Here is a 24,822-nt window from a genome sequence, read left to right as displayed (position 1 = left end):
CAGGTGGCTGTCGGCCTGCGGGAATTTCTCGAACGCGAAGCGCGGCACCTTGGTGACCACGTAGTCGATCGACGGCTCGAACGACGCGGGCGTCACGCCGCCGGTGATCTCGTTCTTCAGCTCGTCCAGCGTGTAGCCCACCGCCAGCTTGGCAGCGACCTTGGCGATCGGGAAACCGGTGGCCTTCGACGCCAGCGCCGACGAACGCGACACACGCGGGTTCATTTCGATCACGATCATCCGGCCATCCTTCGGATTGATCGAGAACTGCACGTTCGAGCCGCCGGTATCGACGCCGATCTCGCGCAGCACGGCCAGCGAGGCATTACGCAGGATCTGGTATTCCTTGTCGGTCAGGGTCTGCGCCGGGGCCACGGTGATGGAATCACCGGTGTGGATGCCCATCGGGTCGAGGTTTTCGATCGAGCAGACGATGATGCAGTTGTCGGCCTTGTCGCGCACGACTTCCATCTCGTATTCCTTCCAGCCGAGCAGCGATTCTTCGATCAGCAGCTCGTTGGTCGGCGAGAGGTCGAGACCGCGTTTGCAGATCTCTTCGAATTCTTCGCGGTTGTAGGCGATGCCGCCGCCCGTGCCGCCCAGCGTGAACGACGGCCGGATCACGATCGGGTAGCCGCTCGTGCCGGTTTCCTTGGCGATCTGCGACTGCACGGCTACGGCCTCGTCCATCGAATGTGCGATGCCCGACTTGGCCGAACCGAGACCGATCTTGGTCATCGCGTCCTTGAACTTCTGGCGGTCTTCGGCCTTGTCGATAGCCTCGGGCGATGCGCCGATCAGCTCGACGTTGTACTTCTTCAGCACGCCGTGGCGATGCAGGTCCAGCGCGCAGTTCAGCGCGGTCTGGCCGCCCATCGTCGGCAGGATCGCGTCGGGGCGTTCCTTGGCGATGATGCGCTCGACGACTTCCCAGGTGATCGGCTCGATGTAGGTCACGTCGGCCGTGTTGGGGTCGGTCATGATCGTGGCCGGGTTGCTGTTGACCAGGACCACCTTGAAACCTTCTTCACGGAGCGCCTTGCAAGCCTGCGCGCCGGAGTAATCGAATTCACACGCCTGGCCGATGATGATCGGACCCGCGCCGATGATCAGGATGGTTTTGATATCTGTACGTTTTGGCATAACCCGCTCGATTCGATTAATTCAGTGTGGCCGTCGCCAGCTTGGCGGAAAAGCCGATAAACATGGCGCCGACGCCGCTGCTCATACCGGCAGACAAACGTCGTCGCGCGCGGAACGCCGCGGCCAGCCGCGCGCCCACGAAGATGATGGTGGTCAGGTACAGGAAGCTGCAGATCTGGCAGACCAGCCCCAGCACGACGAACGACACCACCGGCAGCGCGTAGTGCGGATCGACGAACTGGATGAAGAACGAGATGAAGAACAGGATCGCCTTCGGGTTCAGCAGGCTGATGATCAGCGCCTTCTTGAACGGGTGCGACTCGTCAGCCGGCGCCGCGTCTTGTGCGACGGACTCGCCGGCCTTGCGCACGCGCCAATTGCGCACCGCGCCACGCAGCATCTGCAGGCCGATCCACGCCAGGTAGGCCGCACCGATGTACTTCACGACGTAGAACAGCGCCGGACTCGCTTTCAACAGCGAAGCCACGCCCGCTGCCGACAACACCATCAGGATGGCATCGCCCAGGAACACGCCGCACGCGCCCTGGTAGCCCGCGCGCACACCGCGGCGGGCCGCCACCGACAGCACGTACATCGAGTTCGGGCCCGGCAGCAGCACGATGAAGATCGTGCCGAGCAGGAAGGTCCAGAACTCGGTGATGCCGAAGTGCGCGAGCATGAAGGCGTTCATTGTGGATGCGCTCTCGTTGCCTTACTGCTTGGCTGCGTCCATCGCCGCGGTGAAGCGGTCGAACAGATAGCCGATGTCGTGCGGACCGGGCGACGCTTCCGGGTGGCCCTGGAAGCAGAATGCCGGACGATCCGTCAGTTCGAAGCCCTGCAGCGTGCCGTCAAACAGCGAAACGTGCGTCACGCGTGCGTTGGCCGGCAGCGATTCGGGGTCCACTGCAAAACCGTGGTTCTGCGAGGTGATGACCACGCGGCCGTCCTGCAGATCCTTGACCGGGTGGTTCGCGCCGTGGTGGCCGGTCTTCATCTTGAGCGTCTTGGCACCGACAGCCAGGCCCATGATCTGGTGACCCAGGCAGATGCCGAACGTCGGCAGGCGGCGCTCCAGGAATTCCTTGGCAGCGGCGATGGCGTAGTCGCACGGTTCCGGATCGCCGGGGCCGTTGGAGAGGAAGACACCATCCGGGTTATGCGCCAGCACGTCGGCTGCGCTGGTTTGCGCCGGCACGACCGTCACGCGGCAGCCACGCTCGGCCAGCATGCGCAGGATGTTGAACTTGACGCCGAAGTCGTACGCGACCACGTGGTACTTCGGGGCTTCCTGCTTGCCGTAGCCGCGGCCCAGCGCCCATTCGGTCTGGGTCCACTCGTACGGTTCGGTCACGGACACGACCTTCGCCAGATCCATACCCGACAGGCCCGGGAACGAGCGCGCCAGGTCGATGGCCTTCTGCACGTTGTCTTCGCCCGCGAGAATGCAGCCGTTCTGGGCGCCCTTCTCCCGCAGGATTCGGGTCAGCTTGCGGGTATCGATGCCGGCAATGGCGACGACCTTCTCACCCTTGAGGTAGTGCGAGAGCGAGTGCTCCTTGCGGAAGTTCGACGCCAGGATCGGCAGATCCTTGATGATGAGACCGGCGGCATGGACTTTCGTGGCTTCGACATCCTCACGGTTCACACCGACGTTCCCGATATGCGGGTACGTGAGCGTGACGATCTGGCGCGAGTAGCTCGGATCGGTGAGGATTTCCTGGTAGCCGGTGATCGCGGTGTTGAACACCACTTCGCCGATCGTATGACCGGCCGCACCGATGGAATAGCCACGAAAGACCGTGCCGTCTGCAAGCGCGAGAATGGCGGGCGGGAAAGACGGCAACACGGGTAGCTCCTGCTGGATTCACCCTGTGCCGACCTGAACGTCTTGGCGCCAAAGCGGAATTCCGGCTGCGCGGAATCCGGGCCGTTTGCGCGCTGCACCCGGGGCGAATTCACCGGAAAGCAAGGCAGACGGGGCGGTTAGACGGGAGGTAGGAAGCGGTAGGCGCTAGGGTGAGGGGTTTCTGAACTCAAACCTGAAAAGTATACCCTGACGCCACAAAAAACTCAATAAAAGGAAGGACTTAACAGTGGACGGGCGCGGAACCGTGACCCCCGGGTGGCCCGTCCCGGCCGCACCAAAACCGCCGGAAGCGTCACTTGTTCGCGCCCTCTGCGCTTTGCATGGCAGCCTGCACCTGGGCCAGCGCCGTCGGGTCTTCGATGGTCGTCAGATCGCCCGGATCCCGGCCTTCGGCCACGGCCTGCATGGCTCTGCGCAGAAGCTTGCCGGAACGCGTCTTCGGCAACGCCCCCACGAAGAACACGCGCGCCGGCCGGGCCACGGCGCCAAGCTGCGCCTCGACGGTACGCATCAGTTCGCCCTCCAGCGCAAGGCGGTCCGCCGCTTCGGCCACACGCGAGGCATCCCGCACGATGGCAAACGCCATCGCGACCTGGCCCTTGAGCTGGTCGGCCACACCCACCACCGCCACTTCTGCAATCGCAGGATGCGACGACAGGCTCTCCTCGATCTCGCGCGTGCCGAGGCGATGGCCGGCCACGTTGATCACGTCGTCGGTCCGGCCGAGGATCGTGACGTAACCGTCCTCATCGCGCACACCCCAATCGAAGCTCGAATAGATGTGCTGGCCGGGGAAGGCCGACCAATACGTCTTCAGGAACCGCGCATCGTCGCCCCAGACCGTACTCATGCAGCCCGGCGGCAACGGCGCCGCCACGGCCAGCAGCCCTTTCTCGCCGGGGGCGCATGGCTGCCCGGTCGCCTCGTCCACGATATCGAGCTTGTAGCCATACACCGGAAAGCCAGGCGAGCCCAGCTTCTGCGTGGATGGCTCCACCCCTTGCGCAATGGCCAGCATTGGCCAGCCGGTTTCCGTCTGCCAGTAGTTGTCGACGATGGGCTTGTCCAGCGCCTGGCCGATCCAGCTGGCGGTCGGCTCATCCAGCGGCTCGCCGGCCAGAAACAGGCGGCGCAGGCTCGACACGTCGTGACGCTGCAGCAGCGCCGGGTCCTGCTTCTTGAGCACGCGAATGGCCGTCGGGGCCGTGAACATCACATTCACACGATATTGCTCGACGATACGCCACCAGATCGCGCCATCGGGGCGAATCGGCGTGCCTTCGTACATGACCGTCGTCAGGCCGGCGAGCAGCGGCGCATACACAATGTAGCTGTGCCCCACGACCCATCCGACGTCCGACGCCGTGAACATCGTGTCGCCTGCCTGCGCCCCGAAGATCAGAGGAATCGATGCGGCCAGCGCCACCGCGTAACCGCCGGTGTCGCGCTGCACCCCCTTCGGTTTGCCCGTCGTGCCCGAGGTGTAGAGGATGTACGACGGCTCGCTTGATTCCATCCATTCGCAGGGCACCTCGGCATCGGCGTAGCGACCACTGAAGGACGCGTAATCCACATCGCGCGCATGGCGCTGCAGCGGCGCGAGCTTGCGATCGACGAGCAGCACGCGCTCGGGCTTGTGCGCGGCCATGTCGATGGCGGCATCGAGCAGCGGCTTGTATTCGACGATCTTGCCCGCGCGCGAGCCCGCGTCGGCGCTGACGATGACGCGCGGTGTGGCGTCGTCGATGCGCGTGGCGAGGCTGTTGGACGCAAAGCCGCCAAACACCACGGAGTGGATCGCGCCGATGCGTGCGCAGGCCAGCATGGCGAACGCGGCCTCCGGAATCATCGGCAGATAGATCAGCACGCGGTCACCGCGCTTGACGCCCAGCGCCTGCAGCGAGGCCGCCATGCGGTTCACTTCGCGGTGCAGCTGCCGGTACGTGTAGGTCGTCTCGATGCCCGTTTCGGTGGAAACGTACACCAGCCCCGGCTGCTCACCCCGCGTGGCCAGATGCCGGTCGATCGCGTTGTGGCAGAGATTGGTGCGCCCGCCCACGAACCACCGCGCAAACGGCAGGCGCGAATCATCGAGCACAGCGGAATACGGCGTCTGCCAGTCGATGCGCCGGGCCTGCTCGTCCCAGAAGCCGGCAGGATCGTCGATGGAGCGCTGATACAGCGCGCGGTATGCGGCGGACATGGGCATGACGTTGTCTCCTGGCCATCGTGTTCGACGGCTCGATATGGATGTGTGGGATCTGCCTACTGTGCAGCCCTCAACTTACGCGGGTCTTACCCGCGCCAAAAGCAAAACGGCGCCCCGCAGGACGCCGTCTCATCTTGCTGGCCTCAGCGCTTCTTGCGCTTGGCCGATGTGCTTGCCACCGGTTTGGCTTTGACGACCGGCTTGCCGGCCACCTTCGCCGTCGGTGCGCGTGTCGCAGCCGCGGTGGCATGCGCTGCCTTCGTCGACACGCGGATCGCGCGCACCTGCGAGGTGGCGCGTCCGCCGGCGCGCGCCTGCGGCAGCATGAGGACCACGTTGTGGCCACGCGGAATGGCGTCGCCCGGCAACTGGTTCCACGCGCGGATCTGCGCCACCGACACCCCGTAGCGCCGCGACAGCGCCGTCACCGTATCGCGCCGACCGGCACGCACGACCACGCGGCGCAGGTCCGGCATGTCGGGCTCCACGGCCATCGTCGCGTTCTCGGCCAGTTCCGGGCTGATGTCCGGCGCATCCGTCTTGGCACCATCCGCGCGCGGCACGACCACCGTGGATCCGGCCTTCAGGCGCATGCCCTTCGGGATCCGGTTGATCTCTCGGATGGTATCCGGGTCCACCTTCAGCCGCGCCGCCAGCGCTTCCACGCGCTCGCGGTTGCCAACCGTCACCGCGGTCCAGCTCGACAGGCCGCCACGATACGTGTTCAGGTTGTACTGGAACGTTTCAGCGTTGTCGTACGGCAGCAGGATCTGCGGGTTCGACGCACCCAGGATCACCGGGCGGTTGAACGAAGGGTTCAACGCCTTGAATTCGTCCATCGGCAGGTTGGCCAGCTTGGCCGCCAGAGCCACGTCGATGTCGCGCGACGTGGTGACGGTCACGAAATACGGATGGTTCGGAATCTCGGGCAGCGTGATGCCGTAACGCTCGGGGTTGGCGATGATGTTCTTCACCGCCTGGAGCTTCGGCACATACATGCGCGTCTCGGCCGGCATGTTGAGGTTGACGTAATCCGTCGACAGGCCGGCCGCCTGGTTGCGGGCGATCGCGCGCGCGACGGAACCCTCCCCCCAGTTGTACGCTGCCAGGGCGAGCTGCCAGTCGCCAAACTGGTCGTGCAGCTTAGAGAGATAGTCGAGGGCGGCGTCCGTCGAGGCGAGCACGTCGCGGCGCTCATCCTGGAAGACGTTCTGCTTGAGGTTGTAGGTTTTGCCGGTGCTCGGGATGAACTGCCACATCCCGGCCGCCTTGGCGGTGGAAACAGCCTGCGGATTGAACGCACTTTCCACGAACGGCAGCAGCGCCAGTTCGGTGGGCATGTTGCGCCGCTCCAGCTCTTCAACGATGTGATACAGGTAGCGGCTCGAGCGCTCCACCATGCGGCGGAACGCGTCGGGGCGCTGTGCATACCAGTCGGTACGGTCGTCCACGGCCGAGCTTTGCAGGTCGGGCATGGAGAAGCCCTGGCGAATGCGCGCCCAGAGATCCTTGGCGGGCCCCTTCAGGGACGCCACGGGCTGCTGATCGACATTGACGACCGGCGCAGCGGCCTGGCCGGTGGAGGTGAAAGCGCTTGTGCCGGCTGTGTCGGCATTCGGCCCGGGGGCCGTGGCACAGGCCGCGAGAAGCAGACTGAGCACAGATGCCGCAAGAAGTCGCACGGATCGCATCAAGTTCTGAGGGGTTGGACCTGAAAATTGCCCCCGATAGTATGAAAGGCATCCCGCCGCGTCAACCCGCGTTCACCCGCCATTCGGCCTCGGCACGCCCGCCGACACATCTTTTCAACGGAAACCGTTCTTCCATTCGCGCAGTGCGGCGAAGACCGACACCGGATCGTCGGCATCGACGCCGGCATGGCGCGCCACCGCCTGCGTCACATCGGGCTCATCCGACCGCATGAACGGGTTGGTCGCGCGCTCGTGGCCGACGGTGGTCGGCACGGTCGATCGGCCCTCGGCCCGCAGCGCGGCCACTTTGTCCTCCCAGGCAGCGAGCGCAGCGTTGCCCGGTTCGACGGCGCGCGCAAAGCGCACATTCGAGACAGTGTATTCGTGCGCGCAATAGACGCGTGTGTCGGGCTCCAGCGCCGCCAGCTTGGCGAGCGACGACCGCATCTGCGCGGGTGTCCCTTCGAACAGCCTGCCGCAACCCGTGGCGAACAGCGTGTCGCCGCAAAACAGGCTGGCGGGAGCCCCCTCGCCCTGCAGGCGACCGACATAGGCGACGTGGCCGCTGGTATGGCCGGGCACGTCAATCACACGGAATATCGCGGCTGGCTGCGCGAGCGTGACGACGTCGCCCTCTTGCACGGGCTGAGTGCAGCATGGAATCGATTCGCGCGCTGGGCCGATCACGGGCAGCGGCGTGCCCTCGGGCGTCTGCGGGTATGCCGCCACCAGTTCACGGACCCCGCCGACATGATCGCCGTGATGATGTGTGATTACAATGGCACCGAGCGCGAGCCCGCGTTCGCGCAGGAAGCGCAATACCGGCTGCGCATCGCCCGGATCGACGACAGCGGCCACGCGGCCATCGTGAAGTGCCCAAATATAATTGTCGGTAAACGCAGCGATCGCCTCGACCTCAAGCGCGACTACAGGCGGCACACCACCCTGGACCATGTCCGACTCCTCTAACGATCGTCGCATTATAGATTGGCACCACTGGCTCGCTTCGCCGCCTGGGCAATACGTCCTGCGCTGGGAGCAGGCCCAGTTCGATCGCACCGTGGCCGACATGTTCGGCTTTCATGCATTGCAGCTTGGCCACCCCGGCTTTGGCGCCTTGCGGGAAAACCGCATCCCGATGATCGCCCGCGTGGTGGACGACATCGACCCGAACGCGCCCATCGAGACACTGGACCCGATGGACGGCGACCCCGCCGAGCCCCCGAACAACCCTGCAGAAGGCGAAGCCGACCCCGCCGTACTCCCGCGCCAAGCCACACCGCGCGTCGTGTGCCGCTATGACGAGTTGCCGTTTGCCTCGCAGAGCATCGATCTGGTGGCCCTGCCGCACGTGCTGGAATTCACGGACGACCCGCACGAGGTCTTGCGTGAAGTCGCCCGCGTGCTGATGCCCGAAGGCCGGCTCGTCATCACCGGATTCAACCCGCTGAGCCTGTGGGGCATGCGCCAAGGCATGCGGCGGCTGGGCACCGAATCGTTCCTGCCGGCGCAGAGCCAGATGATTGCCTTCACACGCCTGAAGGACTGGCTCAAGCTGCTCGGATTTGATATCGTGCGCGGCCGTTTTGGCTGCTACTGTCCACCCAACCGCACCGACAAATGGCTGCAGCGCACCGCCTTCATGGAAAAGGCCGGCGACCGCTGGTGGCCGATCTTCGGCGCGGTGTACATGCTGCAGGCGGTCAAGCGCGTGCGCGGCATGCGCTTGGTCGGGCCCGCATGGAAGGCCCGCAAGTCGCCAGCGCTGGTGCCCGCCGGGACGCCCGTCGCCACGCCGTCCGGTTCGCATTCGACGAAGACGCCGCCGGCTGCGGCATGCGACGGAAACTCCGGCGCCTGAGGCCGCCGGGCAGCCGCCCTCTCATCCCTTACCCATTGTTTTCATGCAGGAAGTCACCGTCTATTCCGATGGCGCATGCAAGGGCAATCCCGGCCTAGGCGGCTGGGGTACCGTGCTGGTCTCGGGCAATCACGAAAAAGAACTCTTCGGCGGCGAGGCGCTCACCACCAACAACCGCATGGAGCTGATGGCGGTGATCGAGGCCTTCCGCGCGCTCAAGCGCCCGTGCCGCGTGACGGTGTACACCGATTCGCAGTACGTGCAGAAAGGCATCAGCGAATGGCTGCCCGGCTGGAAGGCGCGCGGCTGGAAAACCGCCGACAAGAAGCCCGTGAAGAATGACGACCTGTGGCGCCTGCTCGATCAACTCATCGTCGGACACGACGTGAGCTGGCACTGGGTCAAGGGCCACGCCGGCCACCCCGGCAACGAGCGCGCCGATGCGCTGGCCAACAAGGGTGTGGAAATGGCGCGGCAGGCGGCGCAGGCCGGGGCCTAGCAAGCGGCAACGCATAACGGCATTGCATTCGCCCCGTTGCGCCATACACTGGAGGCAGGCGACGCGCGGGGCATCGCCGTTTTTTCATGGAGGCCGGCCATGAAATCCATCGAATTCCACGCCAGCCCGCCGCGCTATTGCGCAGCGGACCTCACACTCACCTGCACCGCCAGTGTCGACGGCACGCCCGCCTGCTATGCGGTGACGGCCGAAGCACTCGAGGAGCACTTCGGCGCCCGTTCATGGCGCCAGGAAGACCTGCTGCAGGCCATGGAAACACACCGCGGCACCATCGAAGACATGGCGCGGTCGCTTTTCAAATTGACCGACTCGCACAACATCGTGCTGCGCAGCGGACATTTCCGTTTCGGCATGTAGCTATCCGGGCGGCGGCCCGCGCCGGAACAGTCAATCCGGCTTGCATTCGTATTTCATCTCGCGCCGCCCATCTTCGTAGACCACCTCGAGCCGGCACGTGAAGCCCCACAGGCGAACGACGTGCCGGAGCATCTCTTCGTAATTCGAGGCCAGCGGGCGGCGGCCGCTCTGCAGGTGGCGCAGCGTCAGCGAGCGGTCTCCGCCGATGTCGACATGGGTCACCTGGATGTTGGGCTCCATGTTGGACAGGTCGTACTGGCTGGCGAGCAATTCGCGCAGCATGCGGTAGCCGTCCTCGTCGTGGATGGCGGTCACGCGCAACTTGGCGTCGCGGTCGTCGTCGAGCACGGAGAAGAGCTTCAGCTCGCGGATCACCCGTGGCGAGAGGAACTGCAACAGGAAGCTCTCGTCCTTGAAGTTGCGCATGGCGAAGTCGAGCGTCTCGCGCCAGTCGCTGCCGGCGATCTCGGGCGCCCAGCGGTAATCCTCGTCGTCGGGCGTCTCGCAGATGCGACGGATGTCCTGGAACATGAGAAAGCCGAGCGTATACGGGTTCAGGCCGTTGTAGTACGGGCTGTTGAACGGCGGCTGGTAGATCACATTCGTATGCGCCTGCAGCAGTTCCAGCATGAAGGCATCGTTGACGAGCTTCTCGTCGTAGAGCTTGTGCAGGATGGTGTAGTGCCAGAACGTCGCCCAACCCTCGTTCATCACCTTGGTCTGGCGCTGCGGGTAGAAGTATTGCGCGATCTTCCGCACGATCCGCACGATCTCGCGCTGCCACGGCTGCAACTTGGGCGCGTTCTTCTCGATGAAGTACAGCAGGTTCTCTTCCGGCTCGGGCGGGAACTGCGGCTCGGGTTCGCGCGTTTCGTCTTCCGCCGTGAGCGCGTGCGAGCGATGCGTCGGCAAGGTGCGCCACAGATCGTTGACCTGCGCCTCCAGGTACTTCTCGCGCTCGGCCTGGCGCGCCTGCTCTTCATTGATCGACAGCTTCTTGGGCCGCCGGTAGCGGTCCACGCCGTAGTTCTGCAATGCGTGGCAGGAGTCGAGCAGCAGTTCGACTTCTTGCTCGCCGTAGCGCTGCTCGCATTCGGCCACGTAATTCTTGGCGAAGAGCAGGTAGTCCACGATGGCGTCCGCGTTCGTCCATGTGCGGAACAGGTAGTTGCCCTTGAAGAACGAGTTGTGGCCATAGCAGGCATGCGCGATCGTCAGCGCCTGCATCGGCATCGTGTTCTCCTCCATGAGGTAGGCGATGCAGGGGTTCGAGTTGATGACGATCTCGTAGGCCAGGCCCATCAGCCCACGCTGGTAGCCGCGCTCGGAGGCGAGGAAGTGCTTGCCGTATGACCAGTGGTTGTAGCCCAGCGGCAGCCCGGAGGACGCGTACGCGTCCAGCATCTGCTCGGCGGTGATGATCTCGATCTGGTTCGGGTAGGTGTCCAGCCCGAACTCGGCTGCGATGTGGGCGATGCTTTGGTCGTAGCGCCTGATCAGATCGAAGGTCCACTCCGAGCCCGTAGAAAGATAGGCCATGCTCGTTCCCGTTGGTCCATCACACACGCGACATGATTGCCGGGGTGGGGCGCGTTGCCGTGGCGGCGCGATTGGCCGCGCTCAGGCGGCGCGCTTCTGAAACAGATCGTGCAGCACCGGATAGATTTCGTCGGCCTTGAGAATGCGCTGCATTGCAAAGTTGTCGTGCCCGGCTTTCACCGTAAGATACTCCTCCCACAGGTTCTGCGGTTCTGTGGACACCACCTCCACGTAGGCGTAGTACTGCGTCACCGGAAGGATCGTCTCGCGCAGCAGCTTGGCGCACAGCTCCGAATCGCCCGCCCAGTTGTCGCCGTCCGAGGCCTGTGCGCAATAGATGTTCCATTGGCTTGGCGAATAGCGCTCCTGAATCACTTCCGCCATGAGCTTGAGCGCACTCGACACCACCGTGCCGCCCGATTCGCGCGAATGGAAAAAGTCCTCTTCGTTTACCTCTTTGGCCACCGTGTGGTGGCGGATGAACACCACGTCGATGCGCTCGTAGTTCCGCTTCAGGAAGAGGTACAGCAGCATGAAGAAGCGCTTGGCGAGATCCTTGCGCGTTTCGTCCATCGAGCCCGACACGTCCATCACGCAGAACATCACGGCCTGGGCCTGCGGGCGCTTGCGCATCACGCGATTGTTGTAGCGCAGGTCCAGTTTTTCGATGAACGGCACGCGGTCCAGGCACGCGCGCAGATGCCGCATTTCCTTCATCAGCGCCTGGGCATGCGGGCTGTAGGGGCCGTCCCTTTCGAGTTCTTCGTTGTATTCCTGCTCGAGCTCGTGCAGACGGCGCTGGTAGGGGCTGGACAGCGCGATGCGCCGCCCGATCGAGCTGCGCATCGTGCGCAGGATCGACAGGTTCGATGGCGTGCCGTCGAGCGAGAAACCGGCGCGCACCTTTCGCACCTCCGCGATCTTGGCCAGGCTGCGCTTGGCCAGATCCGGCAGCGCCATGTCTTCGAAGAAGAAGTTGAGGAAATCCTCGCGCGAGAGCGTGAAGATGAAGTCGTCTTCGCCTTCGCCCGAGTCGCTGGCCTGCGAGCCCGTTCCGCCGCTGCCCTGCTGGGGGCGGTCGAAGCTGTCGCCGCGGATGAACTCCTTGTTGCCCGGGTGAACGCCCTCGCGGCGCCCGCCCGGGCCATGGTGGAACATGGGCTCGGAGATGTCCTTCACCGGAATGGACACCTGGCCGCTCTGCTCGAGGTCCATGATCTTCCGGCCCGACACCGCCTTGGCCACCGCGCGACGGATCTGGTCTCGGTAACGCTTGATGAAGCGTTGCTTGTTGACGGCACTCTTGCCGCCGCCGTTTTCCCGCCGATCGATGATCGTGCCCATGTGACTGCCCTCTGTTGAAAGTGGTCTGCCCGGTGCGCTTTCCTCCTAAGACGACTTTCTCACGCGCAGATACCACTCCACCAGCAGGCGCACCTGCTTCTGGGTGTAGCCCTTCTCGACCATCCGGTTGACGAAGTTCTCGTGCTTTTCCTTGTCGTCATGCGACGACTTGGCGTTGAACGAGATCACGGGCAGCAGATCTTCCGTCGTCGAGAACATCCGTTTTTCGATCACCATGCGCAGCTTCTCGTAGCTCGTCCAGTTCGGGTTCTTGCCCCCGTTCTTGGCACGTGCGCGCAGCACGAAATTGACGATCTCGTTGCGGAAGTCCTTCGGATTGGAAATGCCCGCAGGCTTCTCGACCTTTTCCAGCTCGTCGTTCAGTGCACTGCGGTCGAGAATCTCACCGGTGTTCGGATCGCGGTACTCCTGATCCTGGATCCACAGGTCGGCGAACACGACGTACCGGTCGAAGATGTTCTGCCCGTACTCCGAATACGACTCCAGATACGCAGTCTGGATCTCCTTGCCGATGAACTCCACATAAGGCGTCGTCAGGTACTCCTTGATGTACGACATCAGCTTGGCTTCCGTCTCGGGTGGGAACTGCTCGCGCTCGATCTGCTGTTCGAGCACGTACAGCAGGTGCACCGGATTGGCCGCCACCTCGGACCCGTCGAAGTTGAACACCTTGGACAGCACCTTGAAGGCGAAGCGCGTCGACAAACCCGTCATGCCCTCGTCGATGCCGGCAAAGTCGCGGTACTCCTGATACGACTTCGCTTTCGGGTCGACATCCTTCAGGCTCTCGCCGTCGTACACGCGCATCTTCGAGAAGATGTTCGAGTTCTCGGGCTCCTTGATGCGGGTGAGCACCGCGAACTGCGCCATCATCTTGAGCGTGTTCGGCGCGCACGGCGCGGCCGCCAGCGAGCTGTTGCGCAAGAGCTTGTCGTAGATCTTGACCTCGTCCGACACGCGCAGGCAGTACGGCACCTTGACGATGTAGATGCGATCCAGGAACGCCTCGTTGTTGCGGTCGGACTTGAAGCTCTGCCACTCCGCCTCGTTCGAGTGGGCGAGGATGACGCCATCGAACGGGATTGCGCCAAAGCCCTCGGTGCCCTTGTAGTTGCCCTCCTGCGTGGCCGTCAGCAACGGGTGCAAGACCTTGATCGGCGCCTTGAACATCTCGACGAATTCAAGCAGGCCGCGGTTGGCCAGGCACAGGCCGCCCGAATACGAATATGCGTCGGGATCGTCCTGCGGATAGTCCTCCAGCTTGCGGATGTCGACCTTGCCCACCAGCGACGAAATGTCCTGATTGTTCTCGTCGCCGGGCTCCGTTTTGGAAATGGCAATCTGCGACAGCACCGACGGATGCAGCTTCACCACCCGGAAACGCGTGATATCGCCATTGAACTCGTGCAGCCGCTTGACCGCCCACGGCGAAGCGATCGAGTTCAGATAGCGTTTCGGGATGCCATAGTCCTCCTCCAGAATCTTGCCGTCTTCCTCGGGCGAGAACAGCCCGAGTGGGGACTCGTGTATCGGCGAGCCCTTGAGCGCGTAGATGGGAATCTGCTCCATCAACGACTTCAGCTTCTCGGCAAGCGAGGATTTGCCGCCGCCCGGGGGCCCGAGCAGGTAAAGAATCTGCTTGCGCTCTTCCAGGCCCTGCGCGGCATGCTTGAAGAAGGAGACGATCTGCTCGATCGTATCCTCCATGCCGTAGAACTCCCGGAAGGCCGGATAGATCTTGATGACCTTGTTGAAGAACAGCCGCGACAACCGGGGATCATGATGCGTGTCCACCAGTTCGGGCTGGCCGATCGCGGCCAGCATGCGTTCGGCTGCGGTCGCATAAGCGGTCGGGTCTTTCTTACAGATGTCCAGGTACTCCTGGATGCTGTATTCGTCCTCTTTGCGAGCTTCGAAACGCGTTGCGTAGTGGCGGAAAATATCCATATCTCCCCCGTAGATTTCTTCCCGGGTTCGCCGTCGAGCGAGCGCCAGGCTAGTTCTTGCGTGCGTTGAATCCGGTGTTGCTGAATTCCACTGTAGACGAATCGCCCGTGAGCACAAGAACGGTTGAGAACCCAAAGCGGTGCACAGCCAATCGTTGCCGCGTTAGCGCTCTGCACCCTGCAGTGCCAAATCCTTCTGCATGGCCTATCGGCGCCAACGCCACAGCGGACAGGCACCCCGAGTCCAGCAGAAACCATACCCACGATGTCTTCGGTGCGCCCCGTGCAATTGGTACGTAACCGGTCTGCGCGAGTTCCCAGTCTGGGGGGCCGGCCCGCATGGGGATATCCCTGCGTTCGTTGTTCGACGCCGTCGTGATATGGCCAGGGTGGGCGGCGGGCTTTCCCCGTTGCGGCGAAAGCCTTCTCGCCGTCGCGCAACAGCGCATTGTTCAAAACAGAGCGCGCAGGATTGAACCGGCTGGAGCGAGCCGGCAACCGTCGAGACGGCCGACACCGGCATGGCGGGGTTGTCGTTTTTTTGCGCAGGAAAGGAAGTTTTGCCACGCAAGGCGTTGGGCAATTCCGGTGCGGACACAAAGAAAAAGGCCCTCGGCGATTGCCTGAGGGCCTTTTAGGGCGATTTCTCGCCAATTTGGTGGTGGTACAGGGATTGAACCTGTGACCCCTGCCGTGTGAAACGAAAATTGGCCCAGTTACCTGTGTACAGATTTGCTGCACAGCCTTGAGTCTACTTGGTTTCCGCTACCGTAGGCTGCCGTCAGTTTCCCAGAAGAGCCTGCCTAGGTGCACCGCAATTGCACCACCAGAAGCGTGCGGCTAAGGACCTAGCCACCGGATAGTTACCCGGCAGAGATCGGAATCGACAAACCGAAGCCGGCGTCAGCCATAGCGTGTGGCTGCCCCTGAATGCCTCCCAGCACCATGCCATAGATGGAGAAGTTCCACATCGTGCGCCATAGGTCACTAAAGTAGTATGCCGTTAACGCTCCACCCGTCGGGAGGACGAGGCGCTTCTGCCCAAGCGCCACCATGCGCCCGGCCGGACTGTTGGCCTAGCACGACACCGCTCACAACCACCTGAAAATCGCCCACAGCACCAACGTTCGTGGCATCAGTTCTCCTCGGTTTGCGCGGTGTTCACGGTTCCCTGAGCGGACGTTACTGATCATGGGCACGCACGGGCGAACTGAGGGACATCAAGCATCGCGGGCGCGCTCAATCTCGAAGGCGCGCCGGCGCCCTGCCGCTGTCAGCCGGATGAAATCCAGTTCGCTGGCAACGGGTTGCTCCACCAGTCCTTTCGCGACGAGCTCATAGGCGATCGCCTGTACCGCGAGGCGGGAAAGTTGCATGCGTTCGTAGTTGAGATAGCGGATGTTCAAAGATTGTTTCTCGTCCTGGCCGATGGCCAACAGCAATTCGGCCGCACCCGGTGTGAGACTGTCACCAGCACGCCAGGTCGCCGCGGCGCGCCCCACCGCACGCGAGCCCGTTGCTACGGCCTGCGCCACCCAAATCATCAGCAGCGCGCCAGTGAACAGCAGCACCGCGACAAGCATGAAGCTCCAGGGCGCCGGTGCGGCCGGCACATAGGCAGGCACGAGCCGGTTGCCAACATATAGCCCCGCACTTGCCACAAAGGCGGCACCGACAACCGAACGCGACAAATGCAGGTGCTTTAGCAGCGCTGTCCAGTCCATCGCTCTCCCCTCCCAATTCTGACTTTGGTTGCGTCAAGCTGACACTGGTCAGCCTGGATGATCCGGGACATAAGGGCGGCACGCGCAGGTGACAAGGATGTCGCCAAATTTGATCGGCTGGGGATTCCGTGTCCAAACGCCATGCCGATGATAGGAGTCATCGGCAAGGGCAGCGGGTCAAGAAAAAGCCGCCTCGAAGGCGGCCGGACCCCGGCTACTCGCCGCGCTTGAACCGCTCAAGGAGTACGTAGTATTCGGCACAGCGATCATCCATAGCTTTCCAGTGGCCCAACAGGCGCTGCTGGTGACTGCTCTGAAGGCGCTGGAACTCCGCATCGGCTTGCGGCCAGCTGTGTCCATGCGACATCAGCGACTCAATCAGCGATTTGTGGCTGCCGTTCAAATCGGCCCATGCAAGTTGCTCTTGCGCGGCGCTTTCTCGTGCCTCTTTCCATGCCTGCAGCGCGATGTCGAGATCTGCCTTCGTGACTTTCTGCATCGTTTGATTGTTCCGTCCGTCGCCCAAAGGTCGTTTTCGATTGGGATAAGAAAAGCCGCTAAAGCGGCTTGGCGAGGCGACATCCAGGTTTCTTAGGGCAGCGCTACAGCCACCAGTGCACTCATACCCAGCCCGTGACACGTGTCCAACACAGCCGGCATTACGCATTCAAGAGTGTTCGAGTTTTTTCCCATACCTTTACCTTTTGCCTTTTCGGCACCCTTCGATGCCGAGTTGATGTTTGTCATGAAACGCAGCTTGGCAACGCCAAGGACCATCAGAAAGAGCGAATAAAAGGCCAGGTACGAGGCACCCAGCAGAGTCGAACTGCCCGCAGCCGCCCCTGCCCTAAGCAACCTGTCGTCACATTATGGTTTCGCCCGACCGCGAAGACAACCTGGCCACCGCCAGCGCACGAAATTGCGCACGCCATGGGGTCCCTATACTGTGTTTTCCATGTCACTTTTTGGGGGGAGGTTCAGATGGCAGCAAGCAATGAGTGGGAAGAGGTCCATTTGACGCCGGCCGGCTGGATCGACGGCAGCTACCGGTTCGATAACGGCAAGACGACAGAGATCGCGGTGCCAGACGATGCGGTGCTAACCATCCGGCGACGTGTCTATGTCGCATCGGTCTATTCGACGCCAGACATTAGCCATGACGAAACGGCGCGCATCAATGACACCGCACGCATCGCGGAGCTGCGCAAGCAGTTCGGCGAACCGATCTTCGGTGTCTGAGCGGATACACGGCTGCAGTTGGACGTGCTCTGGGTATCCCAGCGCCTCCCCTCTATGGGAGGGAAGCCACTTCTTGCGTGGATGACTACGCTCGCAGTGGAGCGCATACAAAAGTATAAGCGTCCGACGACTCAAACGGGCGGAGGGGATTAATGCACCATGTCACGCGTACCGGCGCCCCACGCCGGTTGCTCGCTGGCGCCCTGCTGGTGGCCGCCAGCCTGGCGTTACCGTCCTGCGCCAGCTTGGACGCCGTAAACAACTATCCCACCGTCCCGGAGTTTTGCTCCAGTGGAGACACCAAAGCGGCGTGCAAAGACCTCCCGCTCGTCGCAGAGCAGGTGCGGCAGTCGGCCGCCGATGCCAACACCCTGAAAAAGTCGATCCACGCCGAGTTGCTCGCCTCCTCTGCCGCGGACGTGGCCACGTTTGGTCTAGCTGCCGCCCTCGGCGTCAAACTCGTGCATGGCAATACCCTCACTAATGGCGCGAAGAACCTCGCTTATGCGGCGGGTACGAGCTATGTGGCCGGCGCCCTCTTCTTCCCCCGTTCGACCGAACAGGCGCAGCTGGGCGCCCGCACGGCGCTGACCTGCGTCGCAGCCCGTGGCAACGATCTGCTGGGCGCCTACAGCACCCAGCAAGCCCAGCTCGTCGCTGCCTGGGACCAGGTCAAGGCCTTGCCCAAGGATTGCCAATCCCAGCCACAGTTTGCCGCAATGATCGGCGCACACGACGCGGCCCAAGCCGCGCTGCACTCTGTCCAGGGCGCCCACGTATCGCTCGCTCAACTGTTGTTCCGGGCACGCCTGGCCGCCCACGACAGCCTGCAGGCGCAACTGGAAGCGCAGCGCCCCAATCCGCAAGCCTATCTGGCGGCTGGCAATAGTGCGCTAACGACGGCTGGCTCCCTGGCGTCCGCCGGGACGCCGGCCACGGCAGGCGGCGGGCAGCCACTCCAATCGGTCACGATGCTCTCGGACGTGCCCGTTGGGGCGTGCGAGTCTGGCCATCTCAAGACGATCGGAATGCTGCAGTCGACCTTTGAGGGGGCCAAACACACGTTAGACGAAACTGTGAATGGCGTCGCTGATGCCGGCAAGGACTGTGTGGCGGCGACGCCCACGCTAGTCGCCCCCTTGAGCGTGCTGCCGACCACCGTCGCGCTCCATGCCGGGGAGAACGGCACCGTTGTGGCGATCAGCGGTGGCCGTCCGCCGCTACGGGCGGATTGGGTCGGCGAGTTGCCCAAAGAGACCGAGGCTAAGATCTCCTGGCTGGTCGCCGACCAGCGGCTGCTGGTCTATGCGCCGGGCAGCGCGGCCGGCGGCAAGTCCTATACGCTGCGCATTCAGGACAGCGCGGCCCGTCCTGCCAGTCTCGATATTCCCGTCACCACGGCCAAATAGCTCTGATCAGGGAACGGGTTCGAACCATGACGAGCAGAAGCAAAGTGAACATGCCGCCCAAGGAGGTGATGACGTGCATTGACCGTCTGCTCGCCAAGTCCCATGCGTTGCCATCATTAGTTATGGCATGGCAGCTGGACAAAGAAAAAGCCGCACGCGGCGGCTTGCAGACCTTCCCTACTCGTACACGCGGGCTCAACGATGCGTCGCGTGGCCCAGGGCGCGTGCGGCCGCAGCACGCAACGACACGCTCTCTTTGCCGTTAAGCACCTGAAGCAGATGTGCCCGCGCGTCGGGACCACCTAGGATGCCCAACCCTTCCGCCGCCGCAATACGCAATTCAACGCTTTCCCTGCCGTTCAGGGTGTCGACGAGAGCTTGAAATACTTCGGTTTGGCTAGCCATGGTGCACCTCAAGTGATGGAGTCGACTCACTATGGTGCAAACCGAATCCGGCGTCCAGCGCAGACAACGGGGGCATTTTCTAAAAGCGCTAGCTTTGACCCGCAACTCGTCTCTTTTCCAACTGAACTTGATGGCCATGAATCCAGCTCCAGCCCGATTCGCCGCATACTCATGGCACGACTTCGCCTAGACCGAGGGCATCTTGCACGATGACGACGTCTTCCGGATTTCCAAGGTGAACGTACTTCATCGCATCGGTTAGACCCGCATGCTTCGAGATCAAGTCGCGAACAGAGTCCATCGAGCGACCAGACCGGTTCGCCACTTCGCGTTCGAAGATTGCATACCAATCGGCTTGCTGGAAATTGATGGCCGTGTTTGCTGCCAATTGAATCGCCGCCACCTCATCAGCCGTTAATCCAATGAGAGTGGGCGACATCAGCCGCCTCAGAATCTCTTGCGTGTGGTGCATACGGAGCATGCCCGATACCACCGTCCGCCACGTAATAGATGACAAATGTGCTGCCTCTAGAGCGAGCGGGATGTACTCCTGGATTCGAAGAGCTAGTCTGGCGTTGAATACCGCCGCCTCCACTGCCCCTATGGGAAACATGGTGCCCAACACGGCGGTCGCTCCCAAAGCGAGTGCCGCCATCGCTACCGAGCTGTGACTTCCGTCGATTGGATAACTATCGCACGCGCTGAACATCACGATCGGCGGAATGCGGCACCTCCCGCGAATTGACCACGCGTCAAGAACTTCACCGCCGAGCACAAGACTGCCGATCCCATGCTCGCCATCGTACTTTCCGTGCCCATCGAAGATGAGTACCGCGCCGTCATACCCATTGAGGGCTGCCACAAACTCGTCAGTACTTTGGACATCGACGAATCGATACCTGATCCGTAACTTCCCCTGCGCTGTTCGCACGCTGTCCACTGCATCCCAGAACACGTCCTTCAGAGGATCTGTGTCCTTGAAGGATCGAATAACGAGGATTTCATCGAAATCACCGGCGGTGAGTCGGCAATGTCTCCCCATACACTGTTGGATGAGAATATTGCCGGGCACCGCTGCTACCCGAGAAGCATCAAAGCGTAGGCCCAACGGCATACCTGCGCTAGGCAAAAGCTCTAGAGGAAGATCGCTGACGAACTTCATTCCTTCAATTTTCCCATCCTGTTCAGGTGCTTCCATCCGGGATAGAAAGTCCTGATGGATGAGAGACCGCATCTGAGTTCCAAGCGCTCGCACTAGGCGAGAAACCTTCCAATCGTACTGATGTCGGGCCTCAGATCTAACGCAGTGGGCAAGCAGTTTGATCGCACCGCGAGCCTCATTCAGTTTTGGCTCCAGTCGTAAAACAGGTGCCAAGCTCTTCGTACTGAGCATCGTCAGCGCGGCCGTAAACGTCGACATGTCCTTCGCTCGGATCTTCGCAATTTGAACATACGCTGCCTCAAGGACAGGCTTACCTTGGTCATCAACCGGCATCGTGTCGAAATAGCTTTTCCCTTGGACGACAGCAGCAAGCGCGTGCGCCACGCCTTCTTTCAACTCTGGTGCCGCGTCACGGATCATCTCTCGCCATCGTTTGAAGATGCCCCAGTACGCGCCGGCTGTCGCGACAATCAATCGGTAGTCAGTCACGCCGAAAGACATCAACGCCATCAGGCGCCGTCTTTCTTCTGCCACTGCGTCGGCACTCAGACAGATCCGTTCTACATACCTGTTGGGATTAACGACCGCCGTTACCACCAAGGGCTCACTGATTCGGTCGGCTGTGTCGAGCCTTCTGCCAAATGCAACGAGTGCCAGCTCGTTGGGCAGCACCACGTTGTGGAGTCCCCTGGGAAGCGGATGCTTCACCGGTCGACGCAGCGATGTGCCACGGATGGCATGTCTGGCAACGTGAACGAAATCGCTCCACGACGGCTTGGTTGCCAGGTACTTGAGTACTGTGCGCACATAGAGGCAGATTCGCGCAACACTAGCGGCGCTAAGGGGCAGTCGCGCTTTGCCAGGGATCTTTGAGAAATGCAGCAGCGGGTGCTCGGAACTCTTCTGCATCTCATCCACCGCATTTGCGACCGCCTCGTCTGTGGTGATGTACACCCGAAACGGCGTTCCCAAGAAGTCAGCGACCTCGGCCATGGCATCCAACTGAATTGGCATGACCATGGGCATAGTTAGACGTGCTTGCCGAAGTGCGAGCACAGTTTCGACCGGCGAATACGGCTCCCGGATATCGACTGGTAGCAAGCTAGCCAGACGCAAAGGGCCTGCCGCCTCAATTAGACCCGGGGTGAACCAGCCAAACGGACTGGTTTTGCGAAGGTCCTGATTCTCGTGGGGGAGAAAATAGGCAATCTTGAAACGCCGGTCACTCGCGATAGCTGACGCGTAAGCAGTGCGTAGACTCCTATCCACCCCTGTTAGGGCCGGCGGGCCACCCTTGATCGGTGGTCGTCGCCCATCAGAGGCCTTTACGTTCCTGCTCTTTCCGGTCTTCTTTTTCTTCACCAGAGCATCCTTCGACGAATTTGGTTGATGCAGTGGCGGACTAGAGTGATACCTTCACACAGCGAGAAGGAACCGAACGCCTATCCGCACTGTGTTCTTTCTGAGCCAGAGTTCCTTGTAATATGCGGTGCATTAGACGACAAACAGCTTGCCGATTTCCTTCTGGCAACGACCTCACTCGCCCTGTTGTAGATCGCGCCAGATAGCCTTGCGAAAAGCTCTGTAGCTCCCCGCCCTCGGTGGGGACGGTACTAAACGCGTGCCGGTGCAGATGGCGCGCTGCGCGTGCAGCAACGGCACATGGGTCTCTAGGTGCTCTAGGTACCCGATCCATGAGGTGGCGAAACCCCGGCGTTATACGCTGCCTAGCCTTGCGCGGCTTTGTCAATCGCGCAAAAACTTGTCCTTGGCACTCCTGAGCAAACCAAAAGCAGATCGATCTCGGCTTCTGTCATAGCGACAACCGAGATTCCTGCCCACGGTCCCGGGTAAGTTTGACTCCATGCCATTTCTGGGCGCCGATATTTCGGGTACCAAGGCGAGTCAATGTTTCCTCCCGCAAATCGAATACGGAGCCGATTGAGTGCAGCTCCATTTGGGTGCCTCGGATCAAAGGGGCGATCACTCTCCTCTAGCAACCGGTAATCCTCGTCCGTAACGACGCGCTCTTCCTCTTGATAGATGAACTCCTGCAGCAAGAGGTCTTGTTCCGTGACTGAATCCCGATCTTCAAAAACCTCCCCACCAAGGCTCGCCAGATGAGAGCGCCACGACCTGTCCCACTCGAGCTTCTCCGCGTCGGTAGCTTTGTTCAGCTTAGGGGGGCAGCCACCACTTCGTCCTGCTGGCGCAAGGGGCGCCTTCCCCTTCGAGTACCGCCTCAGGCCTGCAGCGAAATCTTTGAGGGCTCTTCTCTCTCGTTGAAAACGGCCACAGGGATCTCCCTCATCCAGTAGCTGCAGCAATCCCAACGCTCGCAGCTCTTCCTGAGTGACATGCCCCATGACTATGGCGTCTGACGCTACCTGCCGTAGTCGTTCGATACGAAGCGCCTGCTTGTTATGACGGTCGTCTCCTGCGTCGTATCGGGGGCATGCATACCGCCGCCACTCCTGACCTGTCTCCCGGTCATAGGGGCCGGAAAGACCGAGGCCATACAGATACTCCAGTTCCGCTCGCGGAAGCCTTGAGTTCCTTTCGATAAGACGCAGCAGTGCGGAGGTGAGGTCCTTCAATCGCCGTTGGCCATGGTCGCCATCTGCATGTCGCCCGGACTTCCAGCGTTGTCGGTCACGGTCCATCGAAACCTCCCCAAATGCCCTTTTGTTCTGCTCAAGACCTGAAAGCATCCTAGCAAAACTGATGGACACCAGGAAGGTGCGAGGAGAGATCATGGCTAAAGAGGCGAGCGATTTCCGAGTGGCGTTCGCGCAGATGGATGGGGCGGCGTTGCTGACGCCGGATGAGTTCGGCGAACTCATCGGAAAAACACGCAATGCGATTTACCACATCTTGTGCCGTGACCCTGCGGCGTTGCCCACACCCGTGTTTCGGCAGAACCGCTATGTCCGCTGGCGAGCCAGTGACGTTCGGGACTGGATCACGAGTTTGCCCTGTGCCAAGCCGCGTGAAATTGGGGACAAGCCTCGCCGCGGCCGCCGGCGCAAGGCGGCTGAAGCCATCTAAGAACCCAGCAGACACGGGCCCTTCCGTAGGTTCGCAATTACACGTTTCTGATGAGCCAGGACAACTTTCCGCACCATTCAGGGGGCGTCCTACAGGTACGTCACTCTGCCAAATGGGGGGCCGTGCCAGAAGCCCTGCTTGAGGACCCAGTGTTGGATCTGGACAGCCGAGCCGTAGCCGCTTGGCTCGCCATCAAACCTGCCGGCTGGCAAATATCCGTCAGCGCACTGCGGCGCCGACTCGGACGCATCGTTCAACGGAAAGCCGGCGACACCAACACGGAATTCCGGATCTTGGGAAAAGATCGTTGGCAGAGAATCGCTCGCGAACTCGAAGCCGGAGGCTACCTAATGCGACAGCAGCAAAACGGTGGCGCTGGCCAGTGGATCTGGAACATCGTCTTCAATCCAACTCCCTCTCGAACGCAGGACACCAGAGCCGGGTTTCCCGGCGATGGCTTCCCCGGCACCGGCTCAGCCAGCGCCGGTGAAGCCAGCCCTAAAGACATACCATCCAGAAGAAATACCAATAGAAGGAAAACCACCACTGACGACAGGCCAGCCGCACCCCCAGAGCCGGGGGAGCAACGATCTATCTCTCTTGCGAAGGCCTCTGACGTGGTGGTGAGTCGCTCGATAGAGCAACACCGCGAAGTTCTCGCGCACGCCCTGGCTAGGTCTCGATTGGACCGCGACGCTGCACAAGAGATTGCCGACGAGCTAGCTGGAGTTTTAAGAGCCCAATCACTGGGCAGGCACAAAGGGATCTTGAGCGTGCGCAGCTGGCTCGAACGGCTCATCAAGCTACATGGTCAGGGGCTGTTTGTGCCCGAATTTGGGCCAGCGATAGCTACTGAGAGACTTCGAGCAGAAGGACAGCATTTGGCCGAGGCCGCTGCCATTGTTGCGCAGCCGGAAACCGTCAAGGCCCACGTTGAGGAAGCCATTCGACTCCACAAGCAATGGCAACGCAAACGTGGCTCCAATGCGAACAGCAACAGCTCTGCTGACTAGCGCTGAACCGAATCACCCTTCGGGCAACCACCCTCCTCCACTGCGCCCGGTCGCCGTACGGCTCGCCGCAGCTCCTGACGAATGTGCCGCATTCAAACGGTAAGAGAAGGAAGAAGATGATGCGAAATATGAAAATTCGACTGTTGGCCCTGATGCTTTTGGCGGGGCGCCATGCTCTGGCGGCACCGGCACTGTGCTCTCCGGGATACCAGGACTCGACCTGCGTATCCCCAATCCAACACGGGGCGAGTCCTCCGCCCATCTGCCCAGCTGGCTACACGCAGACGAACCCGCCCGCCTGGATGGGCGCAGGTTGGAGCG

The 24,822-nt window shown here is 61.9% G+C and carries 20 protein-coding genes; 7 read left to right on the top strand and 13 right to left on the bottom strand.

From position 1 onward, the window contains the following. The 6 genes from carB to gloB form a co-directional block, all read right to left on the bottom strand. Window positions 1–1,143: carbamoyl-phosphate synthase large subunit (gene carB, locus A6M56_RS17985; protein WP_286758279.1), on the bottom strand; the 1,143-nt coding region annotated here is incomplete at its 3' end. A 16-nt stretch (window positions 1,144–1,159) separates the two neighbouring features. Further along, window positions 1,160–1,834, bottom strand: a complete 675-nt coding sequence (leuE, locus tag A6M56_RS17980; RefSeq protein WP_004634267.1) for a leucine efflux protein LeuE — start codon at window positions 1,832–1,834, stop codon at window positions 1,160–1,162. 21 nt (window positions 1,835–1,855) lie between these two features. Further along, complete coding sequence (gene carA / locus A6M56_RS17975; protein ID WP_102079892.1) at window positions 1,856–2,992, bottom strand: glutamine-hydrolyzing carbamoyl-phosphate synthase small subunit; 1,137 nt, start codon at window positions 2,990–2,992, stop codon at window positions 1,856–1,858. A 313-nt stretch (window positions 2,993–3,305) separates the two neighbouring features. Continuing rightward, window positions 3,306–5,222: a propionate--CoA ligase gene (gene prpE / locus A6M56_RS17970; RefSeq protein WP_102079893.1), complete on the bottom strand. Its 1,917-nt coding sequence runs from the start codon at window positions 5,220–5,222 to the stop codon at window positions 3,306–3,308. Window positions 5,223–5,365: 143 nt separating this feature from the next. Further along, window positions 5,366–6,913 carry a transglycosylase SLT domain-containing protein gene (locus A6M56_RS17965; protein ID WP_045787102.1) on the bottom strand — a complete coding sequence of 516 codons (1,548 nt, stop codon included), beginning with the start codon at window positions 6,911–6,913 and terminating at the stop codon, window positions 5,366–5,368. 114 nt (window positions 6,914–7,027) lie between these two features. Further along, window positions 7,028–7,867, bottom strand: a complete 840-nt coding sequence (gloB, locus tag A6M56_RS17960; RefSeq protein WP_045787103.1) for a hydroxyacylglutathione hydrolase — start codon at window positions 7,865–7,867, stop codon at window positions 7,028–7,030. Here gloB and A6M56_RS17955 point away from each other — a divergent pair. The 3 genes from A6M56_RS17955 to A6M56_RS17945 all read left to right on the top strand — a co-directional run bounded on the left by A6M56_RS17955 (window position 7,866) and on the right by A6M56_RS17945 (window position 9,651). Beyond that, window positions 7,866–8,774 carry a class I SAM-dependent methyltransferase gene (locus tag A6M56_RS17955; RefSeq protein ID WP_164491044.1) on the top strand — a complete coding sequence of 303 codons (909 nt, stop codon included), beginning with the start codon at window positions 7,866–7,868 and terminating at the stop codon, window positions 8,772–8,774. The two genes, gloB and A6M56_RS17955, sit on opposite strands and share 2 nt — an antisense overlap. A 43-nt stretch (window positions 8,775–8,817) precedes the next feature. Next, the gene (rnhA, locus tag A6M56_RS17950; protein WP_045787105.1) at window positions 8,818–9,273 is read left to right on the top strand and encodes a ribonuclease HI; all 456 of its coding nucleotides are present in this window, start codon (window positions 8,818–8,820) and stop codon (window positions 9,271–9,273) included. Window positions 9,274–9,372: 99 nt separating this feature from the next. Further along, the gene (locus tag A6M56_RS17945; RefSeq protein ID WP_045787106.1) at window positions 9,373–9,651 is read left to right on the top strand and encodes a DUF1488 family protein; all 279 of its coding nucleotides are present in this window, start codon (window positions 9,373–9,375) and stop codon (window positions 9,649–9,651) included. Window positions 9,652–9,681: 30 nt separating this feature from the next. Here A6M56_RS17945 and A6M56_RS17940 read toward each other — a convergent pair whose 3' ends face one another. The 5 genes from A6M56_RS17940 to A6M56_RS17920 form a co-directional block, all read right to left on the bottom strand. Further along, window positions 9,682–11,190 (bottom strand): SpoVR family protein, encoded by a 1,509-nt coding sequence (locus tag A6M56_RS17940; RefSeq protein ID WP_045787107.1) that lies wholly within the window; start codon window positions 11,188–11,190, stop codon window positions 9,682–9,684. A gap of 81 nt (window positions 11,191–11,271) precedes the next feature. After that, window positions 11,272–12,534 carry a YeaH/YhbH family protein gene (locus tag A6M56_RS17935; RefSeq protein ID WP_286758278.1) on the bottom strand — a complete coding sequence of 421 codons (1,263 nt, stop codon included), beginning with the start codon at window positions 12,532–12,534 and terminating at the stop codon, window positions 11,272–11,274. Between the two features lie 45 nt (window positions 12,535–12,579). Further along, complete coding sequence (locus tag A6M56_RS17930) at window positions 12,580–14,502, bottom strand: PrkA family serine protein kinase (RefSeq protein WP_045787109.1); 1,923 nt, start codon at window positions 14,500–14,502, stop codon at window positions 12,580–12,582. 1,219 nt (window positions 14,503–15,721) lie between these two features. Beyond that, a complete protein-coding gene (locus A6M56_RS17925; RefSeq protein WP_102079895.1) occupies window positions 15,722–16,225 on the bottom strand; it encodes a hypothetical protein in 504 nt (167 codons plus the stop codon). Window positions 16,226–16,439: 214 nt separating this feature from the next. Then, window positions 16,440–16,724: a hypothetical protein gene (locus A6M56_RS17920; RefSeq protein ID WP_102079896.1), complete on the bottom strand. Its 285-nt coding sequence runs from the start codon at window positions 16,722–16,724 to the stop codon at window positions 16,440–16,442. A gap of 482 nt (window positions 16,725–17,206) precedes the next feature. Between A6M56_RS17920 and A6M56_RS17915 the strand changes: the two genes are divergently transcribed. After that, window positions 17,207–17,464, top strand: coding sequence for a translation initiation factor 1 (locus A6M56_RS17915; RefSeq protein ID WP_102079898.1), 258 nt, complete (start codon window positions 17,207–17,209; stop codon window positions 17,462–17,464). Between the two features lie 152 nt (window positions 17,465–17,616). Further along, window positions 17,617–18,873: a hypothetical protein gene (locus A6M56_RS17910; protein ID WP_102079899.1), complete on the top strand. Its 1,257-nt coding sequence runs from the start codon at window positions 17,617–17,619 to the stop codon at window positions 18,871–18,873. A gap of 195 nt (window positions 18,874–19,068) precedes the next feature. Here A6M56_RS17910 and A6M56_RS17905 read toward each other — a convergent pair whose 3' ends face one another. Beyond that, a complete protein-coding gene (locus A6M56_RS17905; protein ID WP_180964236.1) occupies window positions 19,069–19,278 on the bottom strand; it encodes a HEAT repeat domain-containing protein in 210 nt (69 codons plus the stop codon). Window positions 19,279–19,447: 169 nt separating this feature from the next. Next, window positions 19,448–21,802, bottom strand: a complete 2,355-nt coding sequence (locus tag A6M56_RS17900; protein WP_145997192.1) for a hypothetical protein — start codon at window positions 21,800–21,802, stop codon at window positions 19,448–19,450. 1,362 nt (window positions 21,803–23,164) lie between these two features. On the opposite strand from A6M56_RS17900, the gene A6M56_RS17895 reads away from it, so the two are divergent. Further along, the gene (locus tag A6M56_RS17895) at window positions 23,165–23,488 is read left to right on the top strand and encodes a helix-turn-helix transcriptional regulator (protein ID WP_102079902.1); all 324 of its coding nucleotides are present in this window, start codon (window positions 23,165–23,167) and stop codon (window positions 23,486–23,488) included. Between the two features lie 50 nt (window positions 23,489–23,538). Next, the gene (locus A6M56_RS17890; RefSeq protein WP_145997194.1) at window positions 23,539–24,501 is read left to right on the top strand and encodes a hypothetical protein; all 963 of its coding nucleotides are present in this window, start codon (window positions 23,539–23,541) and stop codon (window positions 24,499–24,501) included. Window positions 24,502–24,822 lie beyond the last annotated feature (321 nt).

It is taken from the genome of Ralstonia sp. RL (genome assembly GCF_001683835.1).
GTDB classification, from domain to species: Bacteria; Pseudomonadota; Gammaproteobacteria; order Burkholderiales; family Burkholderiaceae; genus Ralstonia; species Ralstonia mannitolilytica.
This window is presented reverse-complemented; position numbering and strand designations above follow the sequence as displayed.

What these genes read in the sequence shown, in the direction of transcription:
- A6M56_RS17890 (WP_145997194.1), top strand. Translation starts at nt 23,539, where the DNA reads ATGAGCCAGGACAACTTTCCGCACCATTCAGGGGGCGTCCTACAGGTA.
- A6M56_RS17955 (WP_164491044.1), top strand. Translation starts at nt 7,866, where the DNA reads ATGTCCGACTCCTCTAACGATCGTCGCATTATAGATTGGCACCACTGG.
- A6M56_RS17945 (WP_045787106.1), top strand. Translation starts at nt 9,373, where the DNA reads ATGAAATCCATCGAATTCCACGCCAGCCCGCCGCGCTATTGCGCAGCG.
- A6M56_RS17905 (WP_180964236.1), bottom strand. Translation starts at nt 19,278, where the DNA reads ATGGCTAGCCAAACCGAAGTATTTCAAGCTCTCGTCGACACCCTGAAC.
- rnhA (WP_045787105.1), top strand. Translation starts at nt 8,818, where the DNA reads ATGCAGGAAGTCACCGTCTATTCCGATGGCGCATGCAAGGGCAATCCC.
- A6M56_RS17940 (WP_045787107.1), bottom strand. Translation starts at nt 11,190, where the DNA reads ATGGCCTATCTTTCTACGGGCTCGGAGTGGACCTTCGATCTGATCAGG.
- A6M56_RS17920 (WP_102079896.1), bottom strand. Translation starts at nt 16,724, where the DNA reads ATGCAGAAAGTCACGAAGGCAGATCTCGACATCGCGCTGCAGGCATGG.
- A6M56_RS17915 (WP_102079898.1), top strand. Translation starts at nt 17,207, where the DNA reads ATGGCAGCAAGCAATGAGTGGGAAGAGGTCCATTTGACGCCGGCCGGC.
- gloB (WP_045787103.1), bottom strand. Translation starts at nt 7,867, where the DNA reads ATGGTCCAGGGTGGTGTGCCGCCTGTAGTCGCGCTTGAGGTCGAGGCG.
- A6M56_RS17910 (WP_102079899.1), top strand. Translation starts at nt 17,617, where the DNA reads ATGCACCATGTCACGCGTACCGGCGCCCCACGCCGGTTGCTCGCTGGC.
- leuE (WP_004634267.1), bottom strand. Translation starts at nt 1,834, where the DNA reads ATGAACGCCTTCATGCTCGCGCACTTCGGCATCACCGAGTTCTGGACC.
- prpE (WP_102079893.1), bottom strand. Translation starts at nt 5,222, where the DNA reads ATGCCCATGTCCGCCGCATACCGCGCGCTGTATCAGCGCTCCATCGAC.
- A6M56_RS17895 (WP_102079902.1), top strand. Translation starts at nt 23,165, where the DNA reads ATGGACACCAGGAAGGTGCGAGGAGAGATCATGGCTAAAGAGGCGAGC.
- A6M56_RS17935 (WP_286758278.1), bottom strand. Translation starts at nt 12,534, where the DNA reads ATGGGCACGATCATCGATCGGCGGGAAAACGGCGGCGGCAAGAGTGCC.
- A6M56_RS17965 (WP_045787102.1), bottom strand. Translation starts at nt 6,913, where the DNA reads ATGCGATCCGTGCGACTTCTTGCGGCATCTGTGCTCAGTCTGCTTCTC.
- A6M56_RS17925 (WP_102079895.1), bottom strand. Translation starts at nt 16,225, where the DNA reads ATGGACTGGACAGCGCTGCTAAAGCACCTGCATTTGTCGCGTTCGGTT.
- A6M56_RS17930 (WP_045787109.1), bottom strand. Translation starts at nt 14,502, where the DNA reads ATGGATATTTTCCGCCACTACGCAACGCGTTTCGAAGCTCGCAAAGAG.